General features: G+C 53.5%; 22 protein-coding genes and 1 pseudogene. 12 read left to right on the top strand and 11 right to left on the bottom strand.

The genetic code is table 11. From position 1 onward, the window contains the following. Positions 1-25 precede the first annotated feature (25 nt). The 7 genes from nadC to J4P41_RS06345 form a co-directional block, all read right to left on the bottom strand. Entirely contained in the window at positions 26-883 is an 858-nt protein-coding gene (gene nadC, locus J4P41_RS06375; protein ID WP_426066468.1) for a carboxylating nicotinate-nucleotide diphosphorylase, read from the bottom strand. After that, complete coding sequence (locus J4P41_RS06370; protein WP_426066467.1) at positions 880-2,361, bottom strand: L-aspartate oxidase; 1,482 nt, start codon at positions 2,359-2,361, stop codon at positions 880-882. Before J4P41_RS06370 ends, nadC begins: the two co-directional genes overlap by 4 nt. A 1-nt stretch (position 2,362) precedes the next feature. Then, positions 2,363-3,346: a quinolinate synthase NadA gene (nadA, locus tag J4P41_RS06365; RefSeq protein WP_426066639.1), complete on the bottom strand. Its 984-nt coding sequence runs from the start codon at positions 3,344-3,346 to the stop codon at positions 2,363-2,365. A gap of 80 nt (positions 3,347-3,426) precedes the next feature. After that, positions 3,427-4,311: an NUDIX hydrolase gene (locus J4P41_RS06360; RefSeq protein ID WP_426066466.1), complete on the bottom strand. Its 885-nt coding sequence runs from the start codon at positions 4,309-4,311 to the stop codon at positions 3,427-3,429. Positions 4,312-4,409: 98 nt separating this feature from the next. After that, on the bottom strand, positions 4,410-5,480 hold the full coding sequence (locus tag J4P41_RS06355) for an NAD(P)-dependent alcohol dehydrogenase (protein ID WP_426066465.1): 1,071 nt from the start codon (positions 5,478-5,480) through the stop codon (positions 4,410-4,412). Positions 5,481-5,582: 102 nt separating this feature from the next. Further along, entirely contained in the window at positions 5,583-6,941 is a 1,359-nt protein-coding gene (locus J4P41_RS06350) for an amidohydrolase family protein (RefSeq protein ID WP_426066464.1), read from the bottom strand. After that, positions 6,938-7,945, bottom strand: a complete 1,008-nt coding sequence (locus J4P41_RS06345; protein WP_426066463.1) for an ABC transporter substrate-binding protein — start codon at positions 7,943-7,945, stop codon at positions 6,938-6,940. The genes J4P41_RS06350 and J4P41_RS06345 overlap by 4 nt, the downstream gene beginning before the upstream one ends. 317 nt (positions 7,946-8,262) lie before the next feature. Here J4P41_RS06345 and J4P41_RS06340 point away from each other — a divergent pair, with 317 nt between their 5' ends. Both J4P41_RS06340 and J4P41_RS06335 read left to right on the top strand, forming a co-directional pair. Next, complete coding sequence (locus tag J4P41_RS06340) at positions 8,263-9,270, top strand: isopenicillin N synthase family dioxygenase (RefSeq protein WP_426066462.1); 1,008 nt, start codon at positions 8,263-8,265, stop codon at positions 9,268-9,270. Positions 9,271-9,355: 85 nt separating this feature from the next. Next, positions 9,356-9,768, top strand: a pseudogene (locus J4P41_RS06335) (IS5/IS1182 family transposase); the annotation flags it as partial. A 28-nt stretch (positions 9,769-9,796) separates the two neighbouring features. On the opposite strand, the gene J4P41_RS06330 reads toward J4P41_RS06335, so the two are convergent. Both J4P41_RS06330 and J4P41_RS06325 read right to left on the bottom strand, forming a co-directional pair. Beyond that, positions 9,797-11,158 (bottom strand): FAD-binding oxidoreductase, encoded by a 1,362-nt coding sequence (locus J4P41_RS06330; protein WP_426066461.1) that lies wholly within the window; start codon positions 11,156-11,158, stop codon positions 9,797-9,799. After that, on the bottom strand, positions 11,155-11,991 hold the full coding sequence (locus J4P41_RS06325; RefSeq protein WP_061931086.1) for a creatininase family protein: 837 nt from the start codon (positions 11,989-11,991) through the stop codon (positions 11,155-11,157). The genes J4P41_RS06330 and J4P41_RS06325 overlap by 4 nt, the downstream gene beginning before the upstream one ends. A gap of 225 nt (positions 11,992-12,216) precedes the next feature. On the opposite strand from J4P41_RS06325, the gene J4P41_RS06320 reads away from it, so the two are divergent. The 8 genes from J4P41_RS06320 to J4P41_RS06285 all read left to right on the top strand — a co-directional run bounded on the left by J4P41_RS06320 (position 12,217) and on the right by J4P41_RS06285 (position 19,537). Next, complete coding sequence (locus J4P41_RS06320) at positions 12,217-12,741, top strand: DUF2165 family protein (RefSeq protein WP_426066460.1); 525 nt, start codon at positions 12,217-12,219, stop codon at positions 12,739-12,741. 124 nt (positions 12,742-12,865) lie between these two features. Then, positions 12,866-13,867 carry an ABC transporter substrate-binding protein gene (locus J4P41_RS06315; RefSeq protein ID WP_426066459.1) on the top strand — a complete coding sequence of 334 codons (1,002 nt, stop codon included), beginning with the start codon at positions 12,866-12,868 and terminating at the stop codon, positions 13,865-13,867. Further along, positions 13,864-14,661 (top strand): ABC transporter ATP-binding protein, encoded by a 798-nt coding sequence (locus tag J4P41_RS06310; protein WP_426066458.1) that lies wholly within the window; start codon positions 13,864-13,866, stop codon positions 14,659-14,661. The genes J4P41_RS06315 and J4P41_RS06310 overlap by 4 nt, the downstream gene beginning before the upstream one ends. After that, positions 14,658-15,422: an ABC transporter permease gene (locus tag J4P41_RS06305; protein ID WP_426066457.1), complete on the top strand. Its 765-nt coding sequence runs from the start codon at positions 14,658-14,660 to the stop codon at positions 15,420-15,422. Before J4P41_RS06310 ends, J4P41_RS06305 begins: the two co-directional genes overlap by 4 nt. Continuing rightward, positions 15,419-16,702, top strand: coding sequence for a cytosine deaminase (locus tag J4P41_RS06300; RefSeq protein ID WP_426066456.1), 1,284 nt, complete (start codon positions 15,419-15,421; stop codon positions 16,700-16,702). Before J4P41_RS06305 ends, J4P41_RS06300 begins: the two co-directional genes overlap by 4 nt. Further along, positions 16,702-18,330: a CocE/NonD family hydrolase gene (locus tag J4P41_RS06295; protein WP_426066455.1), complete on the top strand. Its 1,629-nt coding sequence runs from the start codon at positions 16,702-16,704 to the stop codon at positions 18,328-18,330. Before J4P41_RS06300 ends, J4P41_RS06295 begins: the two co-directional genes overlap by 1 nt. A 5-nt stretch (positions 18,331-18,335) precedes the next feature. Beyond that, a complete protein-coding gene (locus tag J4P41_RS06290; protein WP_426066454.1) occupies positions 18,336-18,761 on the top strand; it encodes a cupin domain-containing protein in 426 nt (141 codons plus the stop codon). Beyond that, the gene (locus tag J4P41_RS06285; protein ID WP_023942009.1) at positions 18,758-19,537 is read left to right on the top strand and encodes a cysteine hydrolase family protein; all 780 of its coding nucleotides are present in this window, start codon (positions 18,758-18,760) and stop codon (positions 19,535-19,537) included. The genes J4P41_RS06290 and J4P41_RS06285 overlap by 4 nt, the downstream gene beginning before the upstream one ends. 829 nt (positions 19,538-20,366) lie before the next feature. On the opposite strand, the gene J4P41_RS06280 is transcribed toward J4P41_RS06285, so the two are convergent. Next, a complete protein-coding gene (locus J4P41_RS06280; protein ID WP_426066638.1) occupies positions 20,367-22,769 on the bottom strand; it encodes a TonB-dependent receptor in 2,403 nt (800 codons plus the stop codon). Between the two features lie 434 nt (positions 22,770-23,203). Here J4P41_RS06280 and J4P41_RS06275 point away from each other — a divergent pair, with 434 nt between their 5' ends. Further along, positions 23,204-24,163: a LysR family transcriptional regulator gene (locus tag J4P41_RS06275; protein ID WP_426066637.1), complete on the top strand. Its 960-nt coding sequence runs from the start codon at positions 23,204-23,206 to the stop codon at positions 24,161-24,163. Between the two features lie 4 nt (positions 24,164-24,167). Here the strand turns inward: J4P41_RS06275 and J4P41_RS06270 are convergent, their stop codons facing one another. After that, positions 24,168-25,283 (bottom strand): THUMP domain-containing class I SAM-dependent RNA methyltransferase, encoded by a 1,116-nt coding sequence (locus tag J4P41_RS06270; RefSeq protein ID WP_426066453.1) that lies wholly within the window; start codon positions 25,281-25,283, stop codon positions 24,168-24,170. Positions 25,284-25,546: 263 nt separating this feature from the next. On the opposite strand from J4P41_RS06270, the gene J4P41_RS06265 reads away from it, so the two are divergent. After that, positions 25,547-26,443 (top strand): aldo/keto reductase, encoded by an 897-nt coding sequence (locus J4P41_RS06265; RefSeq protein ID WP_426066452.1) that lies wholly within the window; start codon positions 25,547-25,549, stop codon positions 26,441-26,443. The last annotated feature ends 83 nt before the right edge of the window (positions 26,444-26,526 follow it).

The raw sequence follows: 26,526 nt of genomic DNA, 5'->3' as shown, positions 1-26,526 counted from the left end.
TTGGGTAGTCCTCAAGAGGCCGTTCTTAGCCCTCAATATCCAGTCCGATATCGAGAGCCCTGACGGTATGAGTCAGCCAGCCGAGGGAAATGATATCGACACCGGTTTCCGCAATCGGACGAACTGTTTCAGGGGTGATGCGGCCTGATGCTTCCGCGATCCCTCTTCCATCAATTAATCTGACAGCCTGGCGCAATTGGTCCGGTTTCATATTATCGAGCAGATACGCATCTGCTCCCCCTGCCGACAAAGCCTCTTCAAGCTGCTCCAGTGTATCAACCTCAAGCTCGATCTTCATGAGATGACCCGCGCGGCTCCGGGCCTTGGCAAGAGCAGCAGACACGCTGCCACAGAGTGCCAGATGGTTGTCCTTGATCAGGATGGCATCATCCAGCCTGTAGCGATGGCTGGATCCTCCACCGGCCCGAACAGCATATTTCTGAACGGTCTTCATTCCGGGTAGCGTCTTGCGCGTACAGCAGATGCGTACGCCGGTCCCATGAACTGCATCCACAATTTCGCGCGTGGCTGTTGCGATGCCACTGAGATGAGACAAAAGGTTCAAGGCGGTTCGCTCGCCAGCAAGAACGGTTCCAGCCCCACCTTCGACAACTGCCAGAACATCACCGGCAACGATTTGCTCCCCATCGTTTTTCTGAGGCAGGAACCGAACGCTTTTATCCAAGAGCGTGAAAGCAAGTTCAGCCCCTTTCAGGCCCACAAGCACACCCGTCTTTCGGGCACGGAAAATGGCCTGCAATGGTCGGTCCGGGTCTAGTAGCGCCTGTGTCGTGACATCGCCTCCTGCTCCCAGATCTTCCAGAAGTGCAGTACGGACCAGAGGCTCCCAGAGAAGACCCGGCAGAAAAGTCTGGAATGTCATGAGAGTAATCTTTCAGGAACAGGAAGATCTGACAAAGTGAGGGTTGTTCTGTAAGGATCTGTTATTTCAGGATAATCCGTTCGATAATGACTTCCTCGGCTCTCGCGTCGTTTGAGCGCGGACTGAGCCAAGAGGGCCGCCACAAGGGCTCCGTCGTTTGTTTCAATGTCCGGTAGAGCTGCATGAAGGAGCGTCTGAAGGCCGGTTTCGTCTCTGAGAATTCCGGCATACTCACTCATGAGTTTCGGTATCTGGCCTGAGAGCTGCGAGTGAGCCTGACGTGTCGTCACAGAGCGAAGAAGTGCCGGTTGATGGTCAACATGGTCGATATCTTCTGCCGCCCATTGTCCCGTCAGGAAGGCCTCCAGTAGGGAATTACTGGCCAGACGGTTTGAACCATGAAGACCAGTGCAGGCTGCTTCACCTGCCGCCCAGAGGCCGGAAACAGAGGTGCGTCCCCGCGCGTCCACGTCCAGACCGCCCATGTGATAGTGCATTGCTGGACTTACCGGGATGGGACTTTTCTCCGGATCGACGCCAATGGCATGGCAGGCTGCGGTAATGGCCGGAAACTGCTGACTGAAGACTGTCTCCCTCAAGCGCCGCCCATCCAGAAAAACGTCATGCCCTTCTCGGATATGAGCAAAAATGGCTCTGGCTACGACATCCCGAGATTGTAGCTCGTCCGTAAAGCGCTCGTTCCTCTCATCCACAAGAATGGCTCCAGCACCTCGAACGGCCTCACTGACAAGTGGGCGGCGTCCTGTCATTGAGCCCGTTCTCAGGGCCGTCGGATGGAACTGGGTGAACTCCATATCAGCCACCCGCGCACCCACTCGAGCAGCGTGAGCAAGGCCTGATCCGCTCACTGTGGATGGACTGGTCGCCTCGTTGTAAAGTGCCCCTATTCCTCCCGAGGCCACAAGGCATGCAGATGTGGGCAGGAAACCTGCAGATGTATGGACACCTCGCAGGCGTCCATCCTGAACTATCAGCCCGTTGAGGCGGGTGCCTTCCAGCACTGTAATGTTCTCGCGGGCCTGCACGCGTCTGATGAGCGTCTGCATAATGGCCGCCCCACTCCCATCGCCTCCGATGTGCAGAATACGCTTTCTGGAATGTGCAGCTTCCAGATGCAGGTCCAGAACTCCGTCTTTCCGCGCGAATGGAACGCCCCAGTCCAGCAGAGTCTGGATAACCTGAGGCGCTGCGGTTGTTACGCGTCTCACAACCTCCGGCACACTCAGACCCGCGCCAGCAGCCAGCGTATCCACTGCATGCAACTCCGGTGAATCATCCGAACCGATGGCTGCCGCGATCCCTCCTTGCGCCAGAGAGCTGGCGGCCTCCAGCCCTAATGGTGACGGTGTGAGGATGACGCAGGGTTGACGCAGATGGAGTGCAGCGGACAGGCCCGCCAATCCTGCCCCAACTATCACAGGCTGATCCGCGAGAGCGCTCAGAAGAGCCTTGCCCATGCTAGATCGCCAGCATCCGTTCTACGGCCGCTCGGGCCGGTGCTTCAAGGACAGAGGGAATGGTGACGGGGGTCTCCATATTTTCCAGCGCGCGGCGAATGCCAGCCAGCGTAATGCGCTTCATGTGCGGGCACAGATTGCACGGGCGCACAAACTCCGTCTCTGGGTTGAGAGTCGCAAGATTGTCGCTCATCGAGCACTCCGTGACGAGCAGCACTTTTTCGGGTTTCTGTGTGGCTACATAATCAATCATGTTGGCTGTAGAGCCTGAATAATCAGCTTCAGCCACCACCTCAGGCGGACATTCCGGATGTGCGATGACGGCCACGCCCGGGTGCATACGCCGATACTGGCGGATCTCCTGTGGCGTAAAGCGCTCATGAACCTCGCAGTGGCCCGGCCAGGTCAGCATTTCAATGCCGGTTTCGTTCTGGATGTTCTGTGCCAAAAATTCATCCGGGATCATGATGACACGCGGCACGTTCAGGCTCTCGACAACGCGTTTCGCATTTCCAGAGGTGCAGCAGACGTCCGTTTCGGCTTTCACGTCCGCGGTACTGTTGACGTAAGTCACGACCGGAACGCCGGGATAACGCTCTTTCATTTTCCGCACGTCTTCAGCCGTGATGCTCTCCGCTAACGAGCAACCTGCCCGCTCGTCGGGGATCAGAACGGTTTTGTCGGGATTCATGAGCTTGGCGGTTTCCGCCATGAAGTGAACGCCTGCCATGACGATCACATCGGCATCCAGATTTTGAGCATCCCGCGCAAGGGCGAGGCTGTCTCCACGGATATCGGCCACGCAATGAAAGATTTCGGGGGTCTGATAGTTGTGAGCGAGAATGACGGCATTCCGCTCCTGCTTTAAACGCAGAATGGCTTCGATATCATCCGCATAAAGTCTCTCCCAGTCCTCCCGAGCCATCAGGCGTGAGACGGGTTCGTATAGCCTGTCCCGGCCTTGCAAGGCATTTGAACCGCCCATGATGGACTCCATGATCTATTATGCTCTAATTGAGCATATAGTATCTTACTCCATCAGCAACGCTTTCACGCAACACATTTTCAGGAGATGTAGTCCAAAGGGAGCTTGGCACCCGAAAGATAACAGTTTTCAGAATTCTCCCGGTGGAACCTGTAAAGCCGTGCAGGACGTCCCTGAACGCCGCTCTCGTAACGGTCCGTCTCTTCTACAAGCTGTTGATTTTGTACGAGGCGTCGGAAATTCTGCTTGTGCATGAGACGGCCTGACAGGGCCTCCATGGCTTGCTGAAGATGCAGAAGTGTAAAATCTTCGGGAACCAGTTCGAAAACGGCTGGCGTATAGCGAATTTTTGCGCGTAGCCGTGAAAGCGCTGTCGCGAGAATACGTCGATGGTCCCCAAGCATGGATTGGCCATTGATCTGCGATACGGTTTCCCGCCCTGCTTCCCGAACCAGACCTGCTTCCCAGAGCAGTTCATATCGCTCCAGAACGGCATCGTCATTCCAGCTCTCGCCATTCAGCCCAAACGCCTGATTGCAGCGTTCAAGCCTTTCGGTCTGATCGCCAGCCCAACCTTTCAGCCGATCTTCAATGGTTTTCAGGACTGTGAGGCAGCCATTGGTGCGGCGGTCTTCCCATGGGAAATAATTGTACCAGCTCTGCCAGGCACCCTGCGTCTGTCCGTCCCTGGTCAGAGCCATGTAGGAAATACGAACCAGCCTGTCTTGTTGAGCCAGCGCAGCATCCCCGAACGTATAAAGCTGTTCCACATGCCCCAGCCGGAAACCTGTCTGCTGCTCGACCCAGTGTCTCAGGCCGCGCTGGAGAGAGGTATGCTCGGTTTCCAGAGGCCCGGCTGGCAGGCAACGGCCGTCTTGAAGGGTCAGCACTTCTGGCATGCCGTTCCGCAATGTTGTCAGAACGGCAACCAGTTCGGCACGGCAGGTTGCTACGTGGTGATCCATGCTGAGATCGTGCCTTTTCACCACAGAATCAGTCTTTACTCTCATAGAGTTCGTTTTCTGCGAAACAGGCTGGAAATCATCTGTTTCGCAGAACGATATCAGCCTTCGAGTGTTGCTGGCATGGAGGCCATGTCGATGACAAATCGGTACTTCACATCGGAGCGAAGCACGCGATCATAGGCTTCATTGATTTCATCCATGCGAATGACTTCAATATCGCTCGTGATGTTATGTTTCCCGCAGAAATCAAGCATTTCCTGCGTCTCCTGGATACCACCAATGGCTGATCCTGCAAGGCTACGGCGCTTGGCGACGAGGCTGAAAGCCCCGATGGACATCGGCTTTTCCGGAAGTCCGACCAGCACCATGTGCCCGTCCTGCTTCAGAAGCGCGAGATAGGCGTTGATGTCGTGGTCGGCAGAGACGGCATCGAGAATGAAGTCAAACCGGTTTGCTTCTGCTGCCATGGCATCGGCATCACGGGAGATGACAACCCGGTGTGCGCCGAGGCGCTTCCCGTCTTCGATTTTGCCGGGAGACGTCGTGAACAGAGTCACTTCCGCACCCAGCGCTACGGCAAATTTGACGGCCATATGTCCAAGCCCGCCAAGCCCAACAACGCCAACTTTGTGCCCTACGCCGATCTTCCAGTGCGCCAGTGGAGACCAGGTCGTAATGCCCGCACAGAGAAGAGGTGCCGCAGCGGCTGGATCCAGATTTTCCGGAATGTGAAGAACAAACCCCTCATCCACGACAACCGCACGAGAATAGCCGCCGTACGTGTGAGCGCCTTCTATCGGAAATGACGTGTCAGGGCTGTTATAGGTCCAGGTTGGGCCGGCATCGCAATACTGCTCCAGCCCAGATTCACAGGACGCACAGGACCGGCATGAATCAACCATGCAGCCCACACCGACCAGATCCCCAGCTTTGAAGCGGGTGACGTCACGCCCTACGGCGCTGACACGCCCGATGATCTCGTGACCGGGTACAACCGGATAGGACGCTGGTCCCCACTCGCTTCGGGCTGTGTGAATGTCCGAATGGCAGACACCGCAATGGGTGATGTCAATCTGAACATCCATTGGACCACAGTCCCGGCGTTCAAATGCGAATGGCGTCAGCGGAGACGTTGGACTGGAAGCGGCATAGCCAACGCAGGTCAGCATGGGATTTCCTTTTCTGGGAAGACAGCCAAGAATGCAAAAGAGATCGGCACGAATACCAGAAAACATGTTTCAGCCATAGGTGCTGCCCTGCATTGGTTCCCGTCACGAAACTGCGAGGCATCCCACAACGCTTCTCGCCTCTGCCAGAAGGGATTCGAGATCCAGTCCCGGAATCATTCCATCTACGACAACGGGCTTTCCATCCATCAGGACGTGTCTGACGGTTGTGGCTCCAGAGACAACCGGTGCAATCAGCGCGTCGTGCATCCCTGCACATCGTGGGGCATCCAGACCATGAATGACCAGATCTGCCGTTGCTCCGACTTCTATCCGGCCTATGTCGGGAAGCCCCAGAATGGCGGCTCCTTCAGACGTTGACCACCTCATGACATCTTCGGCCGTTACAGCCCCTGCCCCCTGAACCGCGCGATGGACCATCCAGGCACAGTGCATTTCTGCATTCATGTCACAGGCTTCATTGGACGCTGCACCATCAACAGCCAGAGAGACGCGCCCTCCCAAGGCATCCAGAGCGGGCGCGGGCGCAATTCCTGACCCAAGTCGACAATTGCTTTGTGGGCAATGCGCCATGCCAGTACCCGTCTGGGCAAGAAGCCTGAGTTCGCTCTCATCCAGATGGACCAGATGTGCGAACCACACATCATTTCCGACCCAGCCATGCTCCGCCACGAACTGAACGGGCCGCATATTGTATGTTTCCAGGCAGAACCTGACGTAATTCTCCGTCTCCGACAGGTGCGAATGCAGGGAAATGCCCATACTTCGTGCCGCCACGGCCATTTGACGTAGTTCATCAGGCGTGACGCCCCATGTGGGCGTATTGGGTGCCAGAGCAATCCGGCGTTTCGCGTTCGACCCGGACTGATGATACCGGCTGACAAGCGCATCGACGCGCTTGAGCATGACATCCAAAGTTTCGGTCGGAGCAGGAATAACCTCGTCCGTATCGAATTTTCTGGCCCGCGTTGTCCCTCCCCGTGCCAGAACGTAGCGAAGACCCAGATCTTCGGCAGCATCGAACAGAACAGCGGCCGGGTCATAAGCGTACATGTCCGCAAACAGGTAATGATGGTCCGCAACTGTCGTACAGCCTGATAGAAGCAGCCCCACCATCCCGACCCGAGCGGCAACATTCAGCGCCCGTTCGTCGATGCGGCTCCAGTAGGTGTTGGGAACAAGACGCAGCCAAGGTTCAAGCGGCTTGTTGATGGCAGTCGGGACCGCCTTGAGAACACTCTGGAACAGATGGTGATGCGTGCTGATCAGGCCGGGCGAAACAACACCGCCTTTCGCATCCAGTACTGTTTCTCCGTCATGAGGAGACAGGTCCCCGATTTCGACAATTTTCCCGTTCCGGATTCGAAGACTTCCTGTTCTTCTGGCTGCATCCCCTTTTAGGCCAGTCAAAATACCGCAGGTGTTGTGAATAAGAAGCGTCATGTGGGCATGATCCGAAGTGTGTCTACAAATTCTGTTGTGAAGGCGCTTTTCCAGTCCGCATCGGCTGGCAAAAAGTTTTGACTGACCATGAAATCCCGTGTCGCCTGCCATCGGGCAGTCGTCATTGCGCCCAGCCCTTTTGCCTGGACATCATCCGACAGAAGGACATTTGCTTTCTTCAGCCCTTCGTAACCGAAAGTCAGGTGCCCAAGCGTCATGTTTGGATTGGCTTTCAGGATCAAAGCATTCCCCGAAGTGGGATCCTGAAAATAGTCGCTCCAGCCAAGTAGCGATGCTTTTACGAAGCTGTTTACCTTGTTTTTGTCTGTCTTCACCATTTGCTGGGTGGTGATCATCGGGGCGCCATATGGCGGGTATCCCAGATCCTTGAACAGGAAGAATTCGACCGGCATTCCTTTCAATTTCGCATCCCAGAGCTCGGATGACGCGTAAGCCTGTACGGCCATGCTTTTGTCGAAGAAAAAAGGCTGGAGGTTGAATGAATATGGCCTCGCCTGTTCTTCCGTATAACCAAAGCGTTTCCTGAGCCATGGCCAGAATGTCGCATGTGAAGATGATGCAATCAGGATCGGATGATCTTTAAGCTGCTGAAGATCAGTAACTCCAGCGTGCGTCATCAGCCCCTGCTGATCATGTTGGAACGTACTCGCCACGGCAACGAGGGGAATACCAGACGCGACAGCAGAGAGAAGCTGAAAGTCATATCCGGTAATGAAGTCGGCTCGTCCGGCTGCAAGAAGTTGCGGAACATTCATCTGCGGACTGGCTGCCTCGATTGTGACGTCCAGCCCTTCCCGTGCATAATATCCTTTGGCAAGCGCCTGATAGAAACCGCCGAATTCTGCCTGTGCGTACCATGATGTGACGAGCTTTACGGGCGTGCCAGCAGCGCGTGCTGTTTGAATAAACGGCATAGAAAGCGCGCCAAGACCGGCGGTCAAACCAAGGAGAGACTGGCGGCGACCAAGCATGATTCTGGACATAAGGGGACATTCTCCCGTTTCGCTGTGCATACAGTTTATGAACCGAAATGATTTTTCCGGAAGTCTCTATTTGCGTTTGATCTGATGCTGTTTTGATGACGATGCTTTGGAATTGACAGCGCGGTCTTTGATATGTTTTGAATTTTGAACGAGTATAAGCGGTCGGGATCTTCAAAAAGATTTTGGGCATTGCTCCAGCAGGTCTGCGCAACAGGCTTGGATGGAGGAATACGTTCGGAGCCACCCCCGTTTGTTCCCCATCCATTGTACGCGTGGTCCCTGCTGTCTTTCGTCAGGCATAAGGAGAGACTGAGCAGATGAGCACCTCAGCCACGACATCCATGAGCGAGATTGAGACCGAGCGTCGCATTGGCGGACCTGGAACCAGTATCGTCAGAGACATTCCCAGAATTGACCTGTCGTCATTCGAAGAGCGCAAGCAGGAAATTGCCGACGCTCTATGGTCGGCTGCGACTGAAATTGGCTTTTTCCAGGTCTATAATCACGGCATTCCGCAGGACGATATTGAGCGTGCATTTTCTCTGGCCGAGCAGTTTTTCGCTCTTCCGACAGAGACAAAAGCGGCATTCCACTTGAAACCCGGAACCAATGCCGGTTGGGAGTTTCGGGAACAGGTCCGGCCCTCAACGGGTACGCCTGACCATAAAGAGTCCTTCCAGATTACGCTTCCACGCATGGCGGGGCTGTGGCCGCACGATGCGGATATTGCCGGTTTCCAAGAATTTCTCACGCAGTTCGAACATCAGAACTGGGTGATGGGAATGAAAATCCTATCGTGTTTTGCGATGAAGCTCGGCTTCGATGAGGATTTTTTCACATCGCGGCATGAGCCATCTTCGCCGGATTATCAGTGTACCCTGCGCCTCATCCACTACATGAGCATGGAAAATGCCAAGCCTGCAGACTTCAACAACTGGCGCGCCGGAGCACATTCAGATTTTGACTGCCTGACCCTGCTGCATCAACGGGCCGGTGAAGGCGGATTGCAGGTCTGTCCGGGGAAGGATGTTGATAGTGGGGCTTGGACGGACGTTGAGCCAGCCACCGGTTACGTGACCTGCAATATTGGTGACATGCTGATGCGCTGGAGTGATGACAAACTTCTCTCCACTCTGCACCGCGTGCGGATGCCGAAACCGGGTGAGTATCTTGGAGAACGGTTGTCCCTCCCGTTTTTCTGTCAGGCCAACCGGAATGCGATCATTCAGGGGCCAGACAAGAAATACGCGCCTATCTCGGCCCAGAATTACCTTCTTGAACGTCTTCAGGCCAATTTTGCGGCGTTGCAAAAAGCCAAGTCTTGATGATGGACCGGGCCATCAGGCTGCGACGCGATGTTGTCTGACCTGAAAAATGGTCAGGCAGCTCATGCCTGGGGTATTTAGTCCCGGGATTTGGTGGCGTGATGCGCTCCGGGAATACAGTCCACACAAGACGCTTTACAAGTGCTGGAGTGCTATGGGGGTCTTCATTCGCCTGATGGACGGTCTGGTTGCCGGAAAGGCAGAGCCTCAGACGATCATGATTGATGCGCCCCTCTCAAGGCACATCATATGGCTTCGCATTGTTGGTTGAAGAAGAGCATACAGGCCGTCTGATTGGGTGTACCGAAGGCGAGGTAAATACGAAACTGTGTGCTGTTACCGGCCGAAACGGATGTCTGCTCGACTTCTTCATGACCGCAGGCCAGATTAGTGGTTACATTGGTGCCGCTGCCTTTCTGGGCAGTCTCCCCAAGGCGGAGCCTCCTTAAGAAACCGCTAAAATACGACAAGCGGAAATACAAACGGTGCAACAGGTTATGACACTCGCTGCAAAGTCGTGTTCTGGTTATAAGTCCTGAGGCTCCAGCGTTCTGGCGCTGAGCATCTTGCCCGGATTGAGCAAAAGCAGCGGATCATAACGCTTCTTGATGGCGGCCAGATCTGGTGATGCCACACGATGCATGCCGCCCTCCTCAATCGTTACAACATGAGGGTTGGCGATGTTCACGCCACGTTTTTCATGTTCCGCGATGATGTAATTAAGACGGCCTTCATCCGTAAAGCGAATGACCGGAAGAGCCGCACAACTGACATGACCACCCATCGGGAAAAATTCCAGGTGCATCATCAGTTCATCAGGGAAAAGTGCCCTGATTTCCGCAACCTTGTCGAGTGTGCCGTCTGCCGGATAGCCGCATTGGAGATAGGTATATCCGCGATCCTTCTTCAACACCTGAAGTGTCGTGTGATTCCACGTCAATTCATACAGCGGCGTTGCGCCGGACGTGTTTTCCATGTCCCGCGTGTTGGCTTCGTAACAAAGCTGGCCGCCTGCCTTTGTTGTCAGCAGCTTGACTGTCTCGATTCCTGCCGGAGCAATCATGAGAATGACAAGGGAATCTCCCTCTGGGACGTGCTCGCGCACAGAGGCAAAAAACGGCGGTAGGTCGCCATCCACAACGGAGACAAGTTTCTTCTGAATGCCACTTTGCAAGGCGATGTCTCTTGCGAAAACAGCAGCCTCCTCAAAGGAAGCGAACGAAACGGCCATATCCTGCCAGTTCACGGCAGGTTCCACCCCGATTTCAAGCTCGGTAATCAGGCCGGTCGTTCCATAAGTATGCAGAACACTGCGAGCATCCTCGCCCCGTAGCTCTACAACTTCGGGCTCTTTACCAAGTGTCATCAGACGCAGGGCCAGAACATTTCCCGGCGATGACAGACCGCCCCAGCGAACCGATCCAATGCCGCCGGAACCACCTGCAATAAAGCCGCCAATCGTGGCTGTCCGCTTGGTGGAGGGATACATGCGGACTTCCCAGCCCTGCTCCTGTAAGGCTCGATCCAGATCCAGCATATTCATGCCAGCCTGCACGCGTGCAACGCCATCCTTGACCCAGAGCAGCTTGTTCAGTTCTGTCATTTCAATGACAGCCCCGCCCTCCATCGGAACGGCCTGACCATAATTACCGGTGCCCCCTCCACGTGGGGTCAAGCGTGTCTTCGTTTCGCGTGCCGCAGAGGCAATCTTGAGAAGATCCTCTTCATTACGCGGCATTACGATACAATCCGCAAAACAGCTGTCGAGCTGTCGCTTCAGAACCGGGCTGTACCAGTAGAAATCGCGACTTTTGCGCTTTACGAGAGCCGGAACCGTCTGAACAGGAATGTCACCGAGCAACGAGAGGAAGGTTTCAATACTGCTCATCGGCCAAGATCCTCAGTGATGGGGCGAATGCGGTCGAGTGGGTATTCTGCAATTTCTGCAAGAAGCTCAAGGAAACCCTTGATCCATTGATTGGCAACGGCCTCGCCCTTTTCCGCCGTCGCAATGCCCGCATTGCCAGCGGCCCCGGACGGATGAATGTCATGGGTCAGCCAGCCAAAACCGACACGGCCTTCTGCTTCCAGCCACTTCGCGGTCTCGGCCAGTTTTTGTGGCCAGGGCTCGAAATTGTCTGCGCGGCTCATATCGACGAGGTCGGGCCGAAGATGCAGCATCAGAGAGGTTTCGATGTCGCCGCCATGAATGCCGTACTGGCGCTCTTCGGCTGTGAACATGCCATCTGGCACACCAAACCGGGACCAGCCCACACAAACCACAAACATTCCATGCGTTCGACGAAGCGTTCTTGCAACAATATCAAGGATCTGTGGCTGTCCACCATGGGAATTCAGAAGAACCAGACGCTTTACACCCGAACGCGCAACACTCTCGCCAATTTCGATCAGAACCTGTGTCAGGGTCTGAGCACTCAGCGTCAACGTACCAGGATACGCCACATGCTCCTCACTTTTTCCAACAGCCTGGATCGGAAGCGCGGTCGCTGGAACTGTTGAAGGAAGAGCTTCGAGAGCCTTGTCTAGCAGCATCTCGTTGATGCAGGCATCCACATAGACTGGTAGATGTGGGCCATGCTGTTCAACAGCAGCCACAGGCAGAATTGCCACCGTTTCTGGCGGAAGATGGCGGAACTGGCGGGAAATCATGTCACACCAATATTTCTTGGGCCAGAAAACCGTCTCGGGGCTGCTTGTCATGGGCTTGGCTTCCGTTGTTCGTCGTGTGGAATGACGCATCCCGGTCGATCCGGGCTGACAAATTTCCTGTTCCGATATGATATTATCCCGGAACGAAAAGATATGAGAAACAGGAACTTTGCAACTTTTAAAGCATCTATTTTCGATCATATGAGTGCAAAAAAAAGCTCACAAACTGTGAAGACATTCCGTTAGCGTTTCTGAAAATTCCATGGAAGGCCCTGCATGTCACTCTTCTCTTCGCCCATGAAGCCTACTCGTGCCATACTCTTGAGTCGGGTGTCTAAAACCGTCATGGTCGCGTCTCTTGGAGTGTTTGGGCTCCTAGTGGCTGTGAACAATATGATGGATTACGGATCAAATTATGAGTTTGTCCGGCATGTCCTGTCTATGGATACGACATTCCCGGGCAATGCGCTCAGATGGAGAGCCGTCTCTTCTCCCCTGCTCTGGCATATTTTTTATGTCCTTATCATTGGGGCGGAATTCCTGACTGGTGTCCTCTTTTCCTTTGCTGCGTTGCAAATGGCACGGGCAGTCAAGGCGCCTGCTGAAGAGTTTCGCTCTGGCCGTGCGCTGGTTCCTGTCGCGACCGCATTGGGTTTCATGATCTGGTTCTTCGGTTTTTCTGTTGTCGGTGGTGAATGGTTTGCGATGTGGCAGTCCCATGTCTGGAACGGGCAAGAAGCGGCGTTCCGTTTCTTCATGACAATGCTGGGCGTGTGTGTTTTTACGCAGCAGGGAGACTGAGTGCATCCTTTTTGCGTGCACAAAGAGGTGAAAAAGGTATCGGTCCGGCAGCAGAATAAGTCTTCACAGCGGAACGAAAAAGCCGTTACGGTCTGATTATAAAAATCAAGTCGGGAGGCAGCGCATGACATTACCAAGGCTCAACCGCCGCAGCATGCTTCAGGGCATCATGGCTGCGGGAGCTCTGTCTTCCCTGCCCACCACAAGAGCAAACGCCGCGACAAAGCCGCTCAGTCTTCTCACTAACTGGTATGCACAGGCAGAGCATGGCGGCTACTATCAGGCAGTAGAGGACGGTCTTTACGCTCAGAAGGATCTGGATGTCTCCATTCAGATGGGCGGTCCCCAGATGAACATGACGCAACTTCTGATGGCCGGTCAGTGTGACATCGCCATCATGCAGGGCGAAGAAGCGATCCGCTGCGCCCTTCAGGGTATCCCGGCCGTCGCGATCGGCACGACCTTTCAAAAGGGTGTCGGCGGCTTAATGACTCACCCGGATATCCACGATATCACCCAACTCAAGGGGCATCCCATTCTGATCAGTTCGGAAGGTCGCGCCAGTTTCTGGATATGGCTCAAGAAACGGTATGGCTTCACTGAAGATCAGGTGCATCCTTACACCTACAATCTTCAACCTTTTGCCTTCAATCCTCAGATGGCCATGCAGGCTTTCGTCTCGTCCGAGCCTTACGGTGCGAAAAAGGCGGGCATTCCTTTCAATTTCTTCCTTCTGGATGATCTTGGATACGCGGCTTACGGAAACGTTCTGATGGTGTCTCGTAAGACACTTGAAGAGCGTGGTCCGGAATTACGGAAATTCATTGCTGCCAGCAGCGAAGGATGGAAGCGCTACATCTTCGGGGATGCCAGTAAGGGCGATGCCGCCATTCGCAAGGCTAATTCGGATATGAGCTCCGATCAGCTCGTCTGGTCTCGTCAGAAACTGAAAGAAATCAAGGCTCTTGGAATGCCTGGAGCCCCTATCATGACGATGAATGATGAACGCTGGAAGCGCATTTACGATATCCAACTCGCCGCTCAGCTTATTCCAGAAAACCCGCAATGGAAAAGTGCCTACACGCTTGAATGTGTCCGCGATGGTCTGGCGACGGTTCCGGCATGAGCAGTCCCGTCCTTTCCCTCGCGAGCATTGAAAAAGTTTTCCCCAACGGCGTCCGCGGACTGTCTCCCGTCGATCTCACGGTCGAAAAAGGAGACTTCGTCACGCTCATTGGCCCATCGGGCTGCGGAAAAAGCACCCTTCTGAAGCTGATTGCCAATCTGCACACACCGTCCGGTGGGAAAATGAACTGGTGGGGTGGTAATTTTGGTGATGTCGGCCGCAAGGGGCGCCGCATGGCGTTTGTGTTCCAAGACGCCACGTTAATGCCCTGGGCGACGATCGCGAAAAATGTGCGTCTGCCTCTCGATCTGGAAAAAGTAGACCGGGCCACGGCGGACAAGCGTGCTTTGGCGGCCCTGGAACGCGTAGGCCTTGGACACGTCACGGAGCATTACCCGGCCCAGCTTTCCGGCGGCATGAAAATGCGTGTGTCCATCGCTCGGGCGCTTGTCACGGAACCTGACCTTCTCCTGATGGACGAACCCTTCGGTGCTCTGGATGAATTCACGCGCAATCGTCTCGACGAAGAAATGGCGCGGCTTTGCTATGAAGACGGCCTGACCACACTGTTCGTAACCCATGCCCTGCATGAAGCGGCTTTTCTCTCCAGCCGCGTTATGGTGATGGCAGCCCGTCCGGGCCGTATTCATGCTCAGTATGAGATCGATCGGTCTATCCTCCGCAATGAGGAGTTCCGCCTGTCGGATCAATTTGCAGGGATCAGTCGGGAACTAGCCATTCTTCTGGAAGACGCCAGTCGGGAAAGCATGATCCCGCAGGAGATGCGCGCATGATGTCCTCCCGCACGTTCTCGCTACTGGCTCCCGTCACGCTCGGTATCATTATTCTTGGGATCTGGGAGGGGATCTGCCGTTTCTGGCATATCCCGCCCTATCTGATGCCGTCTCCCTCGGCCATATGGCGTGCATTGATGCTGGATGGCGTGGCGCTTCTCCATGCCCTACTCATCACGCTGGAAATCACGTTCGCTGCCTTGATCGCTGCTGTTGTGGGGGGCGTGCTCGTCGCATTCCTGCTGGTGCAAAGTCCTCTTATCGAGCGTTGCCTGATGCCCTACGTCGTCATCATGCAGGTTACGCCAATTGTCGCGATTGCCCCTTTGATCATCATCCTGATCCACAACACGCCGCTGGCTTTGACGGCCTGTGCGGCTCTGGTCGCGATCTTCCCGGTCATTTCCAACACACTCCAGGGGCTACGGAGCGTTGATCCTGATCTGGCGGCTTACTTCCAGATGCACAAGGCCTCGCGTCTTCAGACGCTAATCCGGCTTCGCATCCCCAGCGCGCTTCCCATGTTCATGGCGGGTCTGCGGATTGCCACCGGCCTCTCCCTGGTCGGCGCGATTGTCGCCGAATTTGTTGCGGGAACAGGCGGCAACTCAGCCGGTCTGGCCTATCAGATCCTTCAGTCGGGCTTTCAGATGGATATCCCGCGCATGTTCGCGGCGCTTTTCCTCATTACCGTCGCTGGCCTTGTTCTGTACGCCGCCGCCGCCAGCCTGCAACGCTTCGCCCTGAGACACCGCTCATGACCTTTCCTTTTCCCGTCGGACAATCTCCCTCTGGTCTTTTGAACGCGAGCATTCCGAAAGATCTGCTTCCTTCAGCACTCGCAGGCAGCAAGCTCTGCGATATCGCACTCGAGAACGGACACATCGCGGAGATCGTCCCGGCAGGCCAACTTCCCCATACCTCGGGAAACGTCGACTTGAAGGAGCAAATGGTCTGGCCCTGCTTTGCCGATAGTCACACCCATCTGGACAAGGCCTTCATCTGGGATCGGACGCCCAATCCCGATGGAACATTCATGGGTGCGCTTCAGGCGACGACACAAGACCGGGAGGCTTACTGGACGGAAGCGGATGTAGAACGCCGCATGGAGTTCAGCCTGAATTGTGCCTATGCCCATGGCACAAGCGCGATCCGGACCCACTTAGATACCTTCGGTGTTCATGGAGCCAGGGTCTGGCCCCTTCTTCGCAGAATCCAGAAGAAATGGGCCGGAAAGATCGCGCTCCAGGGCGTCTCCTTGACCATGCCTGAGCGTTATATGAGCGAAGACCGGGACGGTATTGTGCGGAGTGTCGCGGAGACAGAAGGCGGCGTTCTGGGTGCCGTTCTGATGAAGCACAACACGACGGAAGAGGCGTTGGATGTGCTGTTCGGTCTGGCGACGGAGTACGGGCTGGAACTCGACCTGCATGTCGATGAAAACGGCAAAACAGGTGGCACCGCGCTCGAACTGGTGGCTCAGGCAGCACTCAGGCATCGTTTTCGCCATAAGATCCTGTGCGGGCATTGTTGCAGCCTGACCGTACAGGATGACGTCGCTCAAACACGCATCATCTCTCTTCTGGCCGAAGCCGGGATTGGTATCGTCAGCCTGCCTCTCTGCAACATGTATCTTCAGGATCGGACTGCTGGCCGAACCCCGCGCTGGCGGGGCGTGACATTGTTGCAGGAACTGGATGCCGCGGGCGTGCCGGTCATGCTGGCAAGCGACAATGTGCGCGACCCTTTCTATGCCTATGGGGATTTCGACATGCATGAAATCCTTCAGGGCGGCACACGCATTGGGCATCTCGACCATAACACTCGACCCTGGGTGCAGTCCGTCAACACCCGGCCGGGAGACTGGATGGGACGCAACCACCGTCTTGAGAAAGGCGCCGTGGCCGATCTTATTATTTTCCCGGCCCGGAACATGAACGAGTGGATGAGCCGCAATCAGACAGGCCGTACGGTTCTGAGATCCGGGCGCGTCATCGACGCCGTCCCTCCAGCGTATGAAACCCTTGGAGGAGACCTCTGATGGTTGCTCTCAAGCCGCGTCGTACGGAAGCCATGCTGACACGGGATGGTATTCGTCTCGTGGCGGATATCTGGGAACCTGAAGGAGAAGGCCCCTTCCCTGTTCTTCTCATGCGTCAGGCGTATGGTCGCAAGATTGGTACGTCACTCTGTTATGCGCCTCCCGAATGGTATGCCCGACATGGTTATATCGTCGTCATGCAGGACGTCCGTGGTCGTGGGGCGTCAGGCGGTGAGTTCGTTCTTTTTGAACATGAAGCAGAAGATGGCGCCGATACTATTGCCTGGGCCGCTTCGCTTCCTCGAAGCAACGGCCGCGTCGGCATGTTTGGCTTTTCCTTCCAAGGGAGCAATCAGCTACTGGCAGCCGGCGAAAAACCGGAGGCGCTAAAGGCGATTGCTCCAGCCATGATTGGATGGCAACTGGATCGGGACTGGGCGTACGAGAATGGCGCATTCGCGATGCGTGCGAACATCGGATGGGCCACACAACTCGCGGCGGAAACGGCCCGTCTCAAGGGAGACTACGAGGCTCAGCAGATCCTGTTTGCTGCCAGCCGCGGGACGTCCTTCAATGGACGTCAGCCTACCGTTCCGGCGCATGACGCCTTACTGGCCAAGTATAGTCATTACACCTGCTGGCGAGACACGCCTCCCGGTGATGCCTACTGGGACAAAATCTCACCCGCTAGCCGTTTAAGCGATATTGCAGAATTAGCTCCAGCGGTCCTGCTGATCGGCGGGTGGTACGACAGTCATCTCCCTGGAACGCTCGAAGCCTATCGCGCGCTTTCTCCCTACACGCCGACCCGGCTCATTGTCGGACCATGGGCTCATTTCCCTTGGGACCGCCATATCGGGGATGTGGACGTTGGTGACGATGCGATTACGGACATTGATCAGCAGCAGATCAGGTTCTTTGATCAATGGCTGAAATCAGAACCTGAGCAGCAGGTCGCTCCTGTTCGTCTTTTCGATATGGGAGCTTGTCAGTGGCAGAATCTGCAAGACCTGCCGGAAGGGAATACGCAGGCGTTTCCGTATGGGAATGGGCGCGCTGCCATTGATACCCGAGATGGCGCCTTGGCTCTTGCGGTACCAGATGATGCGCTGGCTTTGTCTGAAAGCCTTACTCTTGATCCATGGCGCCCTGCAGCGTCGTGCGGCGGCAGCTTCGGCTTTCCCGGCGGCCCAGTAGATCGGACGCGGACAGACGCTCGGTCAGACGTGCTGACCTTTACGACCCCCCTGCAGGAGACGAACAGACTTCTGGCAGGGACTGTCACAGGCTGTTTCGAGTTCGAGAGCGAATACGAGAGCTTCGATATCCACGCCATCCTATCCCGTGTGGATGTGCACGGAAAGGTTCACCCGCTTGCCGAAGGCTATGCCTTAGCTAAGCCCGGTCAAACCCTTCTTCCGATGCGCGGCACATGCTTGACCCTTAAAAAGGGTGAACGGCTCAGGCTTTCCCTCTCCCTCGCCTGCTTTCCGGTCTTTCCAGTCAATCCCGGCACAGGCGGCAGCCCCATCGCGGCGACGCTGGATCAGCAGCGGGTCACAACAGTTCATCTGAAATGCGGTTCCGGCACCTATCTTCTTCTTCCTTGGCTCAAACAGGAAAGCTAATTCTCATGTCTTTTGCAAAATGCAGCCCCTATAGTGTTGAAGCCTTCCGGATTGCGCCGGACTCAACCAATTACTTTGCCATCCTGTTTGATAGGAAAGCTGGTAATTATTCTTCCATAGCTGTCGTAGAAATCTTTGAACCCGGAGGAGCTACACCTCCGAACACACATACAGACGCTGACGAAATGTTTTTCGTTCTTTCGGGTACGGGTCGTGCTTGGTGTGACGGCAAAAGCTGTGAGCTGAAAGCCGGAGACGCTCTTCTGGTTAAACCTGGCTCGGAACATATTCTGGAGAACACTGGCACCAGTAAGCTTTATACGCTGACTGTCATGACACCGGATGAAGCTTTTGGCGACTTAATTCGCAGCGGTATTCCCGTTAAGCTGGACGCTGAAGACCTGGCTGTACTCTGCGGAGGGAGTCAATGAGACGTTTGGGTAGCACATATGCTAACAGTTGGGGGGCCACAGAGGCTTCTATCAGTCTGTTACGACCAGACCGTAAATCCAGAACTGTCAGTCTTCCATCCGTTCCCCAAAGTCTGACTCTTGATCTGGCAAAAACTGCGATCATTGTCATCGATATGCAGAACGATTTCTGTCATTCTGAGGGCTGGCTCGCCTCTATTGGTGTAGATATTTCTGCCGCGCGTCGCCCAATTAAGCCTTTACAGACGCTCCTTCCTGTCCTGCGAGAGCATGATGTTCCGGTCATCTGGCTGAACTGGGGCAATCGTCCGGATAAACTTAACCTGCCTCCCTCAGTGCTGCATGTTTATGATCCGACCGGGGAGAATAAGGGCATCGGATCTGCGCTGGGCATAGCGGACAGGAAAGTGCTTGAAGATGGGAGTTGGAATGCTGCCATTATCGACGAGCTACATGTCGAGGTAGAGGATATTCATGTTGCAAAATACAGGATGAGTGGCTTTTGGGATACTCCTCTTGAAGGGATCCTGAAAAACCTGCGTGTGGATACCCTGCTTTTTGCCGGCGTCAACAGCGATCAATGCGTTCTAAGTACGCTCACGGATGCAGGGTGTCTGGGGTATGATTGTATTCTTCTCAATGATTGCTCAGCGACAACCTCTCCGGAGTTTTGTGAGCAGGCTACACTCTATAATGTCCGACAATGTTATGGGTTTGTCGCATCCGGATCTGATCTCGTAAAAAATCTAAATTCCGAACTTATAACTAAAGCATAATATTTCAACTGCGCAGGAAGTCGAAAGTGGATATGTAAGCATCTACCATAACGTGTTGTACTATCCTGAGACTTCCTAAAAATTTTATTTTTATTTACGTGATGACCCGTTACCTTTAGTTTCTGGTTTCATGAATTATAATCCTAAGATGACGGTGGCAGCGAGTATAATCGTAGAGAAAAAGGTTGTGAGACGCCTGTCGTAGCAGGCCGCAACGCGGCGCCAGTCCTTGAAAACGTTCGAACATGCTCTCTATGCGTTTGTAGCAGTGCTTGCCGTATTTTAAGGGTCCTGGTCGACGAGTAGCCGTTGGACCTTTAGCACTCATCGAACAAAGCGGCGACATCGATATAATTAATGATCTCCTCTTGAGGTCATGAGGAAGCTCAAAGGGTGATTGTTCGTACCGCTAATGGGGTTAAGCTTGGTGCTCATTCCGCCTTTCAGGCCGATCAGGTGGTCCGTATCCCTTTTTTATCTGCAGATTGGAAGCCGTACGATACGCCTTCAGATAGGTTGCGTCGAGGATGACAATCTTACGATCGGAGAGCTTGTGTGCAACCAGACCTCTCATCTCCCGTAGGAATAATGCTCTTGTGATACCATCACGTTCCGCTAACGAAGGCCATTGCGATTGACGAAAATATTCAGGCTAGCACCTGACGATCATCCACTTCGGGCTTGTCGTGGCTCTTAGGAAAATACGACTCAAGCCGTGCCACCTGCTCGCCATGTCAGATAAGTAGCGACTGTTTTTCTCAATTGTAATGAATTTATAAACAAATGCCCCCTGAAGATTCAGAGGGCATTTGTTTGGTAAAAATATTTATCAGAACGCTGTAGAAATTGTTCCAGTCATGCTGAAGCGCGGCTCAACATAAAACTGGGCGCCTGAACCCGTTTTGGAAAGGTTGCCATTCATCAAGCGGACTGCCGATGTATTTGTGGCTACGCCGACCACACCTGTGCGAACAATGGAACCCGTCAGGTTGGTAAAGTTCAAGCGAATGGTCGGGGATTTCGCATACCACACCGGCTTGAAGTGATACCCTAGAGACAGTGTATTGGTCACATAACCCGGAATGCGCTGATCTCCGGCGATAGAGACAGATTGCGGACCGGTATAATGAACGGTGGCGTTGGCAAAGAAGCCTTCGTGCGCATATGTCAGGCCAAAATTTGCCATGACGTGAGGCGAGAGAGGTGCCTGCGTTCCTTTCGTCCGGAATGCAGTCAGATTTCCCAAGGCATCGGATGCTGCAATGTTAGTATCCATTCGAGCATTCAGGTACTCAAACGATACATAAGGGCTAAACCCATAAATAGGCTGAGTAGAAATCATCACGTCAAAGCCACGCGCTGTCTGGTTTCCAGCATTGACGACGCCACTCTGATTATTTCCCAGATAGGTGCTGAGAAGTCTGTTTGTAATATTGTAATTAAACAGATCCAGATCGACGATGACATATTTGTCATTATATCGGTAACCGAGTTCTTCCTTGATGGAATACTGGTTTTTTGGAAGTGTCCCGGTATAAGTCGTATTCCCGAGCGCAGACGCAGAGGGCTGGCGGAAATCGCCTTCAGCGTTCACGTACACCTGATGATGTTCGTTGAAGTGATAGCTGATCGAAAGATGAGGCAATGGCGCAGTCAGGTTCTGACCCATCTGCTTGTTGCCTGGGTATGTTCTGTACCAGACATTGGACATGACATACTTGAAACCAGCATTGACCAAGAGCCGATCATGGAAATACTTCGCTGTTTCCTGAAGGAATAGCGAATGAATTTCATATCCGGTCGTATTACCGGGGTAAGAGCGACTGCTTCCCGAATAAACCTGATATGTGGAATCATTCGGGCTCGGGTTTGAGCCGTCCGCCTTTGTCACGCTGGTTGGGAAGTGCTGGGTGTAATCTTGATTTTCGTACCAGTAACCAAAGTCAAGGTGGTTGTGTTTGTCGATATCGTAGCCAAGCTTGGCTGTCGCACCGACATCAAGTGCACCATTTTCCTGGAAGTAGCTTGTCAGAGGTGTGCCTGAGGCAATTGTCTCGCCTGACTTATAATTCGTGGTGCCTGTTGCAAAGCCGCCAGACGAACCGTCCCAGCCCTGCCCCCAGTTATAGTACGGGCGCAGATCGAACTGCAGCTTGTCCGTAAGAACAACGTGGATCGGGGCGCTCAGGAATAGCTGGTTCCAGTGATCAATATTATTCTTCCAGTAATCGTTTCCAATCGAATCAAATTCAGCTTTGCGACCGTACCCAGTACCTGTCTCCTTATACTGGTGGAACTGAGCAGCTGTTGGGTAATTGTCAATTACGAAATCTTCATAGTTCCAGGACATGAACAGTTTCGCATAAGACCCGTTTTCCCAGTCCTTACGAATACCGAAGTCGAGGTGACGGCGCTGATTGATGCCTGCCCCCATCCATGATCTTGCATGAGTATTGGAGAACGAGAGGTAGCTGCGGAGACCTGTCTTCGCAATATCACCAGACTCAATGCGAATAAATTCGCGCGACAGATTGTTAGTGCCATATGAAAAATCAATCAGCCCGCCAAACTGGTGGGAGGGATCATGAGATGTTTCGTTCATGACACCTGCAGCAGCGGATGTCGCAGGCAGGTCGATTGGAGAAGACCCAGGCATCATGCTGACGCTATCGAGGTTTTCAGAGTCAATATCTTCCGCCAGATAAGATGCGCTGGCTGCTGGCGCCCCATCGACCATGAGTGCCATGTCGGCATCGGTCAGGCTTCGGCTCTGAATACGGCCGCCCTGCATACCTGACGTATCGGGCGTAGAAACGTTGACACTTGGCAGGTTCTTGATGAGATCAAGTGCCGTGCTGGTCGGGCTCTTGGCCTCAATAAAGGCTTTGGTAATGGTCTGGATAGCGTAAGGTGCCGTTTCAACGCGCATCATGCCGCCGCCGCGACTACGTGCCAGACGGGACGTAGAAACAGTTACGTGTTCGTCCCCTGTAGAGTTAATCGACGACGGACGACGCATCTTGGGGTGTTCAGGGGCAGCAGTCACAGCGGCATCACGAGAGGCACGCTGGCTCTGAGTTGCCATGCGATGAGCGTGAGCGGTTTTGTGTTTGACGGGGCTGGTTGCAGCCCGAACTGGCTCAGCAATGAATACTGAACTAAAACCCGCCAGACACGTTACAAGGAGGAGGGCCTTTTTATAAGACTGTTTTTCAGATCGATATGGACACATAACCTGCTGGCTTCCCCTGCTACAAGACACTTAACGTTCTCCACAGGACTTGGTCTCCGATCAGAAGACCCTTCCCATAACGGACTCGTAACATAATCAAGCACTGCCTCAAAAGGCGAATAATTGCCTCACAGTGATATCAAAAAGAGATCACTTGCGAGATATGTCACACTTGTGGATCTTTTTTGCACACCTAAGGGAATGTTTCACAATATAATCGTTTGGTAAGTTTTTAAATCACAAACGATAAAAACCCATATATAATAATCAGTTAACAGAAATATTTTCAACGAGATTATGGTTGGGTTAGAGGCGTCTTATTAACATCTCGCTAACGAGAATGGCGTCTGTGTTGTTTGTGCCACTATCGCTTCATAAGCTGCCTCACTGTTTTTGAAGCATTCTCAATGCGGAGGCGGTACAAAATCTTGAAGGTGTTTCGGAATGTTCCTATTGTGCATCTTTTGGATGAAAGTTCTGCCATGCTGCACAGTCGACTTCTGGTCTATCTGGATACAGTCGCCCGTTGCGGCTCCATAAGAAAAGCTGGAGAACACTTGAATGTCGCTTCCACGGCGATCAATCGGCAGATTTTGGCTTTAGAGCAGGATCTTGGTGCCCCGATTTTTCAGCGACTTCCCCGAAAACTCGTATTGACGGCCTCCGGGGAAATCTTGCTGGCGCATGTTCGTGAAACTCTGAAGAACATGAATCACACCCGCCAAATTCTGGAAGATCTGAAAGGATTGAAACGTGGCGAGTTCTCGATCGCCACAATGGTGGGGCCGGTTTCTACCTTTCTTCCGCTGGCTTTAACAGACTTTCATAATACGCATCAGAATGTACGAACTCATGTCAGTACCTATGGCACGCATGATCTGGTCGAAGTAGTCAAGAATGGTCAGGCCGATATCGGAATAGGTTTTGATATTCCATCAGAAAATGGACTGGTCGTACAGGCGTCCAGAAGTGTGCCCCTCGGTGTGGTTATGAGTGTGCAGCATCCTCTTGCTCATCAGGAATCCATCAGTCTTGAAGACTGTAATGCTTGGCCACTGGTAGTAGCAGATGAGAGTATGGCGATCCGTCCTCACCTGGAGGATCTATATACGGCGAAGGGATTGACCTTTACGCCTTCTCTTGAAACCAATTCTATTGAACTCATGCGACAAATGGCTCTTGTGCCGGGGAATATTACCTTTCTAACGCCGCTCGATATTATTCAGGAACAATCTGAGGGAAAGCTCAAGTTTCTCACATTACGAGAAAACGGCATTCATCCTCAGACAGTTTCGATTGTTGCTCGTTCGAAAGTTTCAAATCCCTTCACGTCTCTTTTTATTGAAAGGGTTGAGTACTTTCTTCAAGAATACAGTTCGGCCCATTTTGTCTAAAATACTACTTCAGTACGTCTGTCTGGAATAGAAAGACCTTCAATCCACCATGAGGGATTGGAGCCCCTGCTGGTAGGAACGGCAATCCGCTTGCGTGAGCCAGTGATTTTTCCGTTGTGATAATTCCTACCCGCCAGCCTTTGAAATGCTCAAGCAATCGCTTACCGAGCGCTCTATACAAAGCTGACAGTTTCTTTTTGTCACCCAGGCGAGTGCCATACGGAGCATTCAGAATTACCAAACCTGGCGGGCCAGCAGGAGGCGTTATATCGCTCACTGTAGCCTGGCTGAAGGTTGTATATGCTGTAACACCAGCACGCTCAGCGTTGGCTTTGCTCATAGCAATCGCTCCAGCGTCTCGATCGCTTCCGTAGAAGTGAAATTCCGGGGTACGCTGGCTTTTCACTGCGCGCATCTGCTCCCACGCAGCTGAATCAAATGTGGCAAACCGTTCAAACGCAAACTGCCGCGAGCGGCCCGGATTAAGGCGCGCTGCGATTTCGGCCGCCTCGATAACGAATGTTCCTGACCCGCACATAGGGTCAAGAATGGGTTCCTGACCGGTGTATCCACATTTTCGCAGAAACAGTGAGGCCATTGTTTCACGCATGGGCGCGCGATTAACGGCTTCCTTATGGCCCCGTCGGTGCAGAAGATCACCGGATGTATCCAGACTGAGCGTACAGAAATTATTCTCGATCCGTGCGCGAACAATAACAGGTGCAGTTTCGGAATTTGGTGCTCCAAGCGTCTCCGTGATGGCTTTGGAAATGCGTTCAGCTGCGGCTCCGCTATGATAAATTCGCGAAGATGAGCACGAAACTTCAACTTGGAACGGCACGTCAGGTTTGAGCAATTCACTCCAAGGGATTTCTTTGGAGCGGAGTTCAAGTTGATTCAGATATTCAGCACGGAATTGTGCAACTCGCGCCAATACACGGCTGGCGCCACGGACCCAGAGGTTTGCGCGCCAGACTTCAGGCCATCCTCCCCGCAGTGTCACTCCCCCAGGAACAACTTTGGGCTGGCGAAACCCTTTCAGTTTCACCTCGGCGCAAAGCATGTCTTCAAGACCGGGGGACGTTGCGAGAAAAATTTCAAAGTGCCTGTTTTTCGTCATGGCGCCTCCATGGCAGGAAGCGACGTATAGAGCAATCTTTTCTGCTACATTCAGAGGTATAATGGGCTTATTTCTGGCAATTCTTTGTCAAGTAACCAGACATGATTGTAAAGTTATCGTGCCATCGTTATTCTTTTTGCAGGTGAAGCGTAAATAACCATACTCTTGGAAGTCCCCTGCGTTGGTCACAACCGTGAAGCCAGCGGCCTTTCCGTCAAATTTCGTCCCATGTCGTGAACATAATCCCCTCGGGAGGATCGACGATGAAGCCATCAGAAACACGCAAATTTGGCCGTAACAACTTTAGCGTTACAGCTTTCGCTTTCGGGACCGCACCGCTCGGAAATTTTCTGCAGGAAGTGTCCGAAGAAGACGCAAATCAGATGATACAACATGCTTGGGATGCGGGGATCCGCCTATACGATACGTCTCCGATGTATGGTCATGGCCTGGCCGAACTGAGGCTCGGACAGGCTCTCAGGTGGAAAAACCGGGATGACTTTGTCATTGCCACGAAAGTTGGTCGTACACTGCACGCCGCACCTCGCGCCGAAATCGATTTCGCTCCCTGGGTCAATGCAGCACCCAACCGCATGAGATTTGACTATACTTATGATGGGACAATGCGATCTTTTGAAGATTCATTGCAGCGACTAGCTCTTGAACGGATCGATATGGTGTTTATCCATGACATTGACCGGTTCACACATGGGCAAAACCAGCCAGAAGTTTTCAAACAGGCAATGGACGGAGCCTGGCGGGCGCTTGAAAAACTGCGTACCGAGGGCGTCGTCAAGGCTATTGGCGTTGGTGTGAACGAATGGGAAGTTTGTCATGCTGCCCTTCAACAGCATGATTTCGACTGCTTTCTGCTTGCAGGTCGTTACACCTTGCTTGAACAGGATGCTTTGCGGGATTTTCTGCCGCTTTGTGAACAAAGGAATGTCACGTTACTTGTCGGCGGAGGCTTTAATTCGGGTATTCTCGCCACAGGCGCTGTAAAGAGGGCTAAATATAATTACGCTCCTGCCCCGCCGCATATTCTCGAACGCGTTTCCCGCATTGAGGCTGTTTGTAAACGACATCACGTTCCGTTGCCTGCGGCGGCTTTACAGTTGGAGGGTTCGAAAAACCTTCTGGATTTGAGGGTTCCTCTGTGATTCCATCTCTCCTGCGTTGATTGGGGATGATGGCAGATGAAGCAGCCTGGTTTCTTTGATGTTGAAGAGCGGCTGGCCCGGTT

Origin of the sequence: Gluconobacter sp. NFX36 (assembly GCF_049887835.1) — a bacterium.
In the GTDB taxonomy this organism is placed as follows: Bacteria; Pseudomonadota; Alphaproteobacteria; order Acetobacterales; family Acetobacteraceae; genus Gluconobacter; species Gluconobacter japonicus_A.
This window is presented reverse-complemented; position numbering and strand designations above follow the sequence as displayed.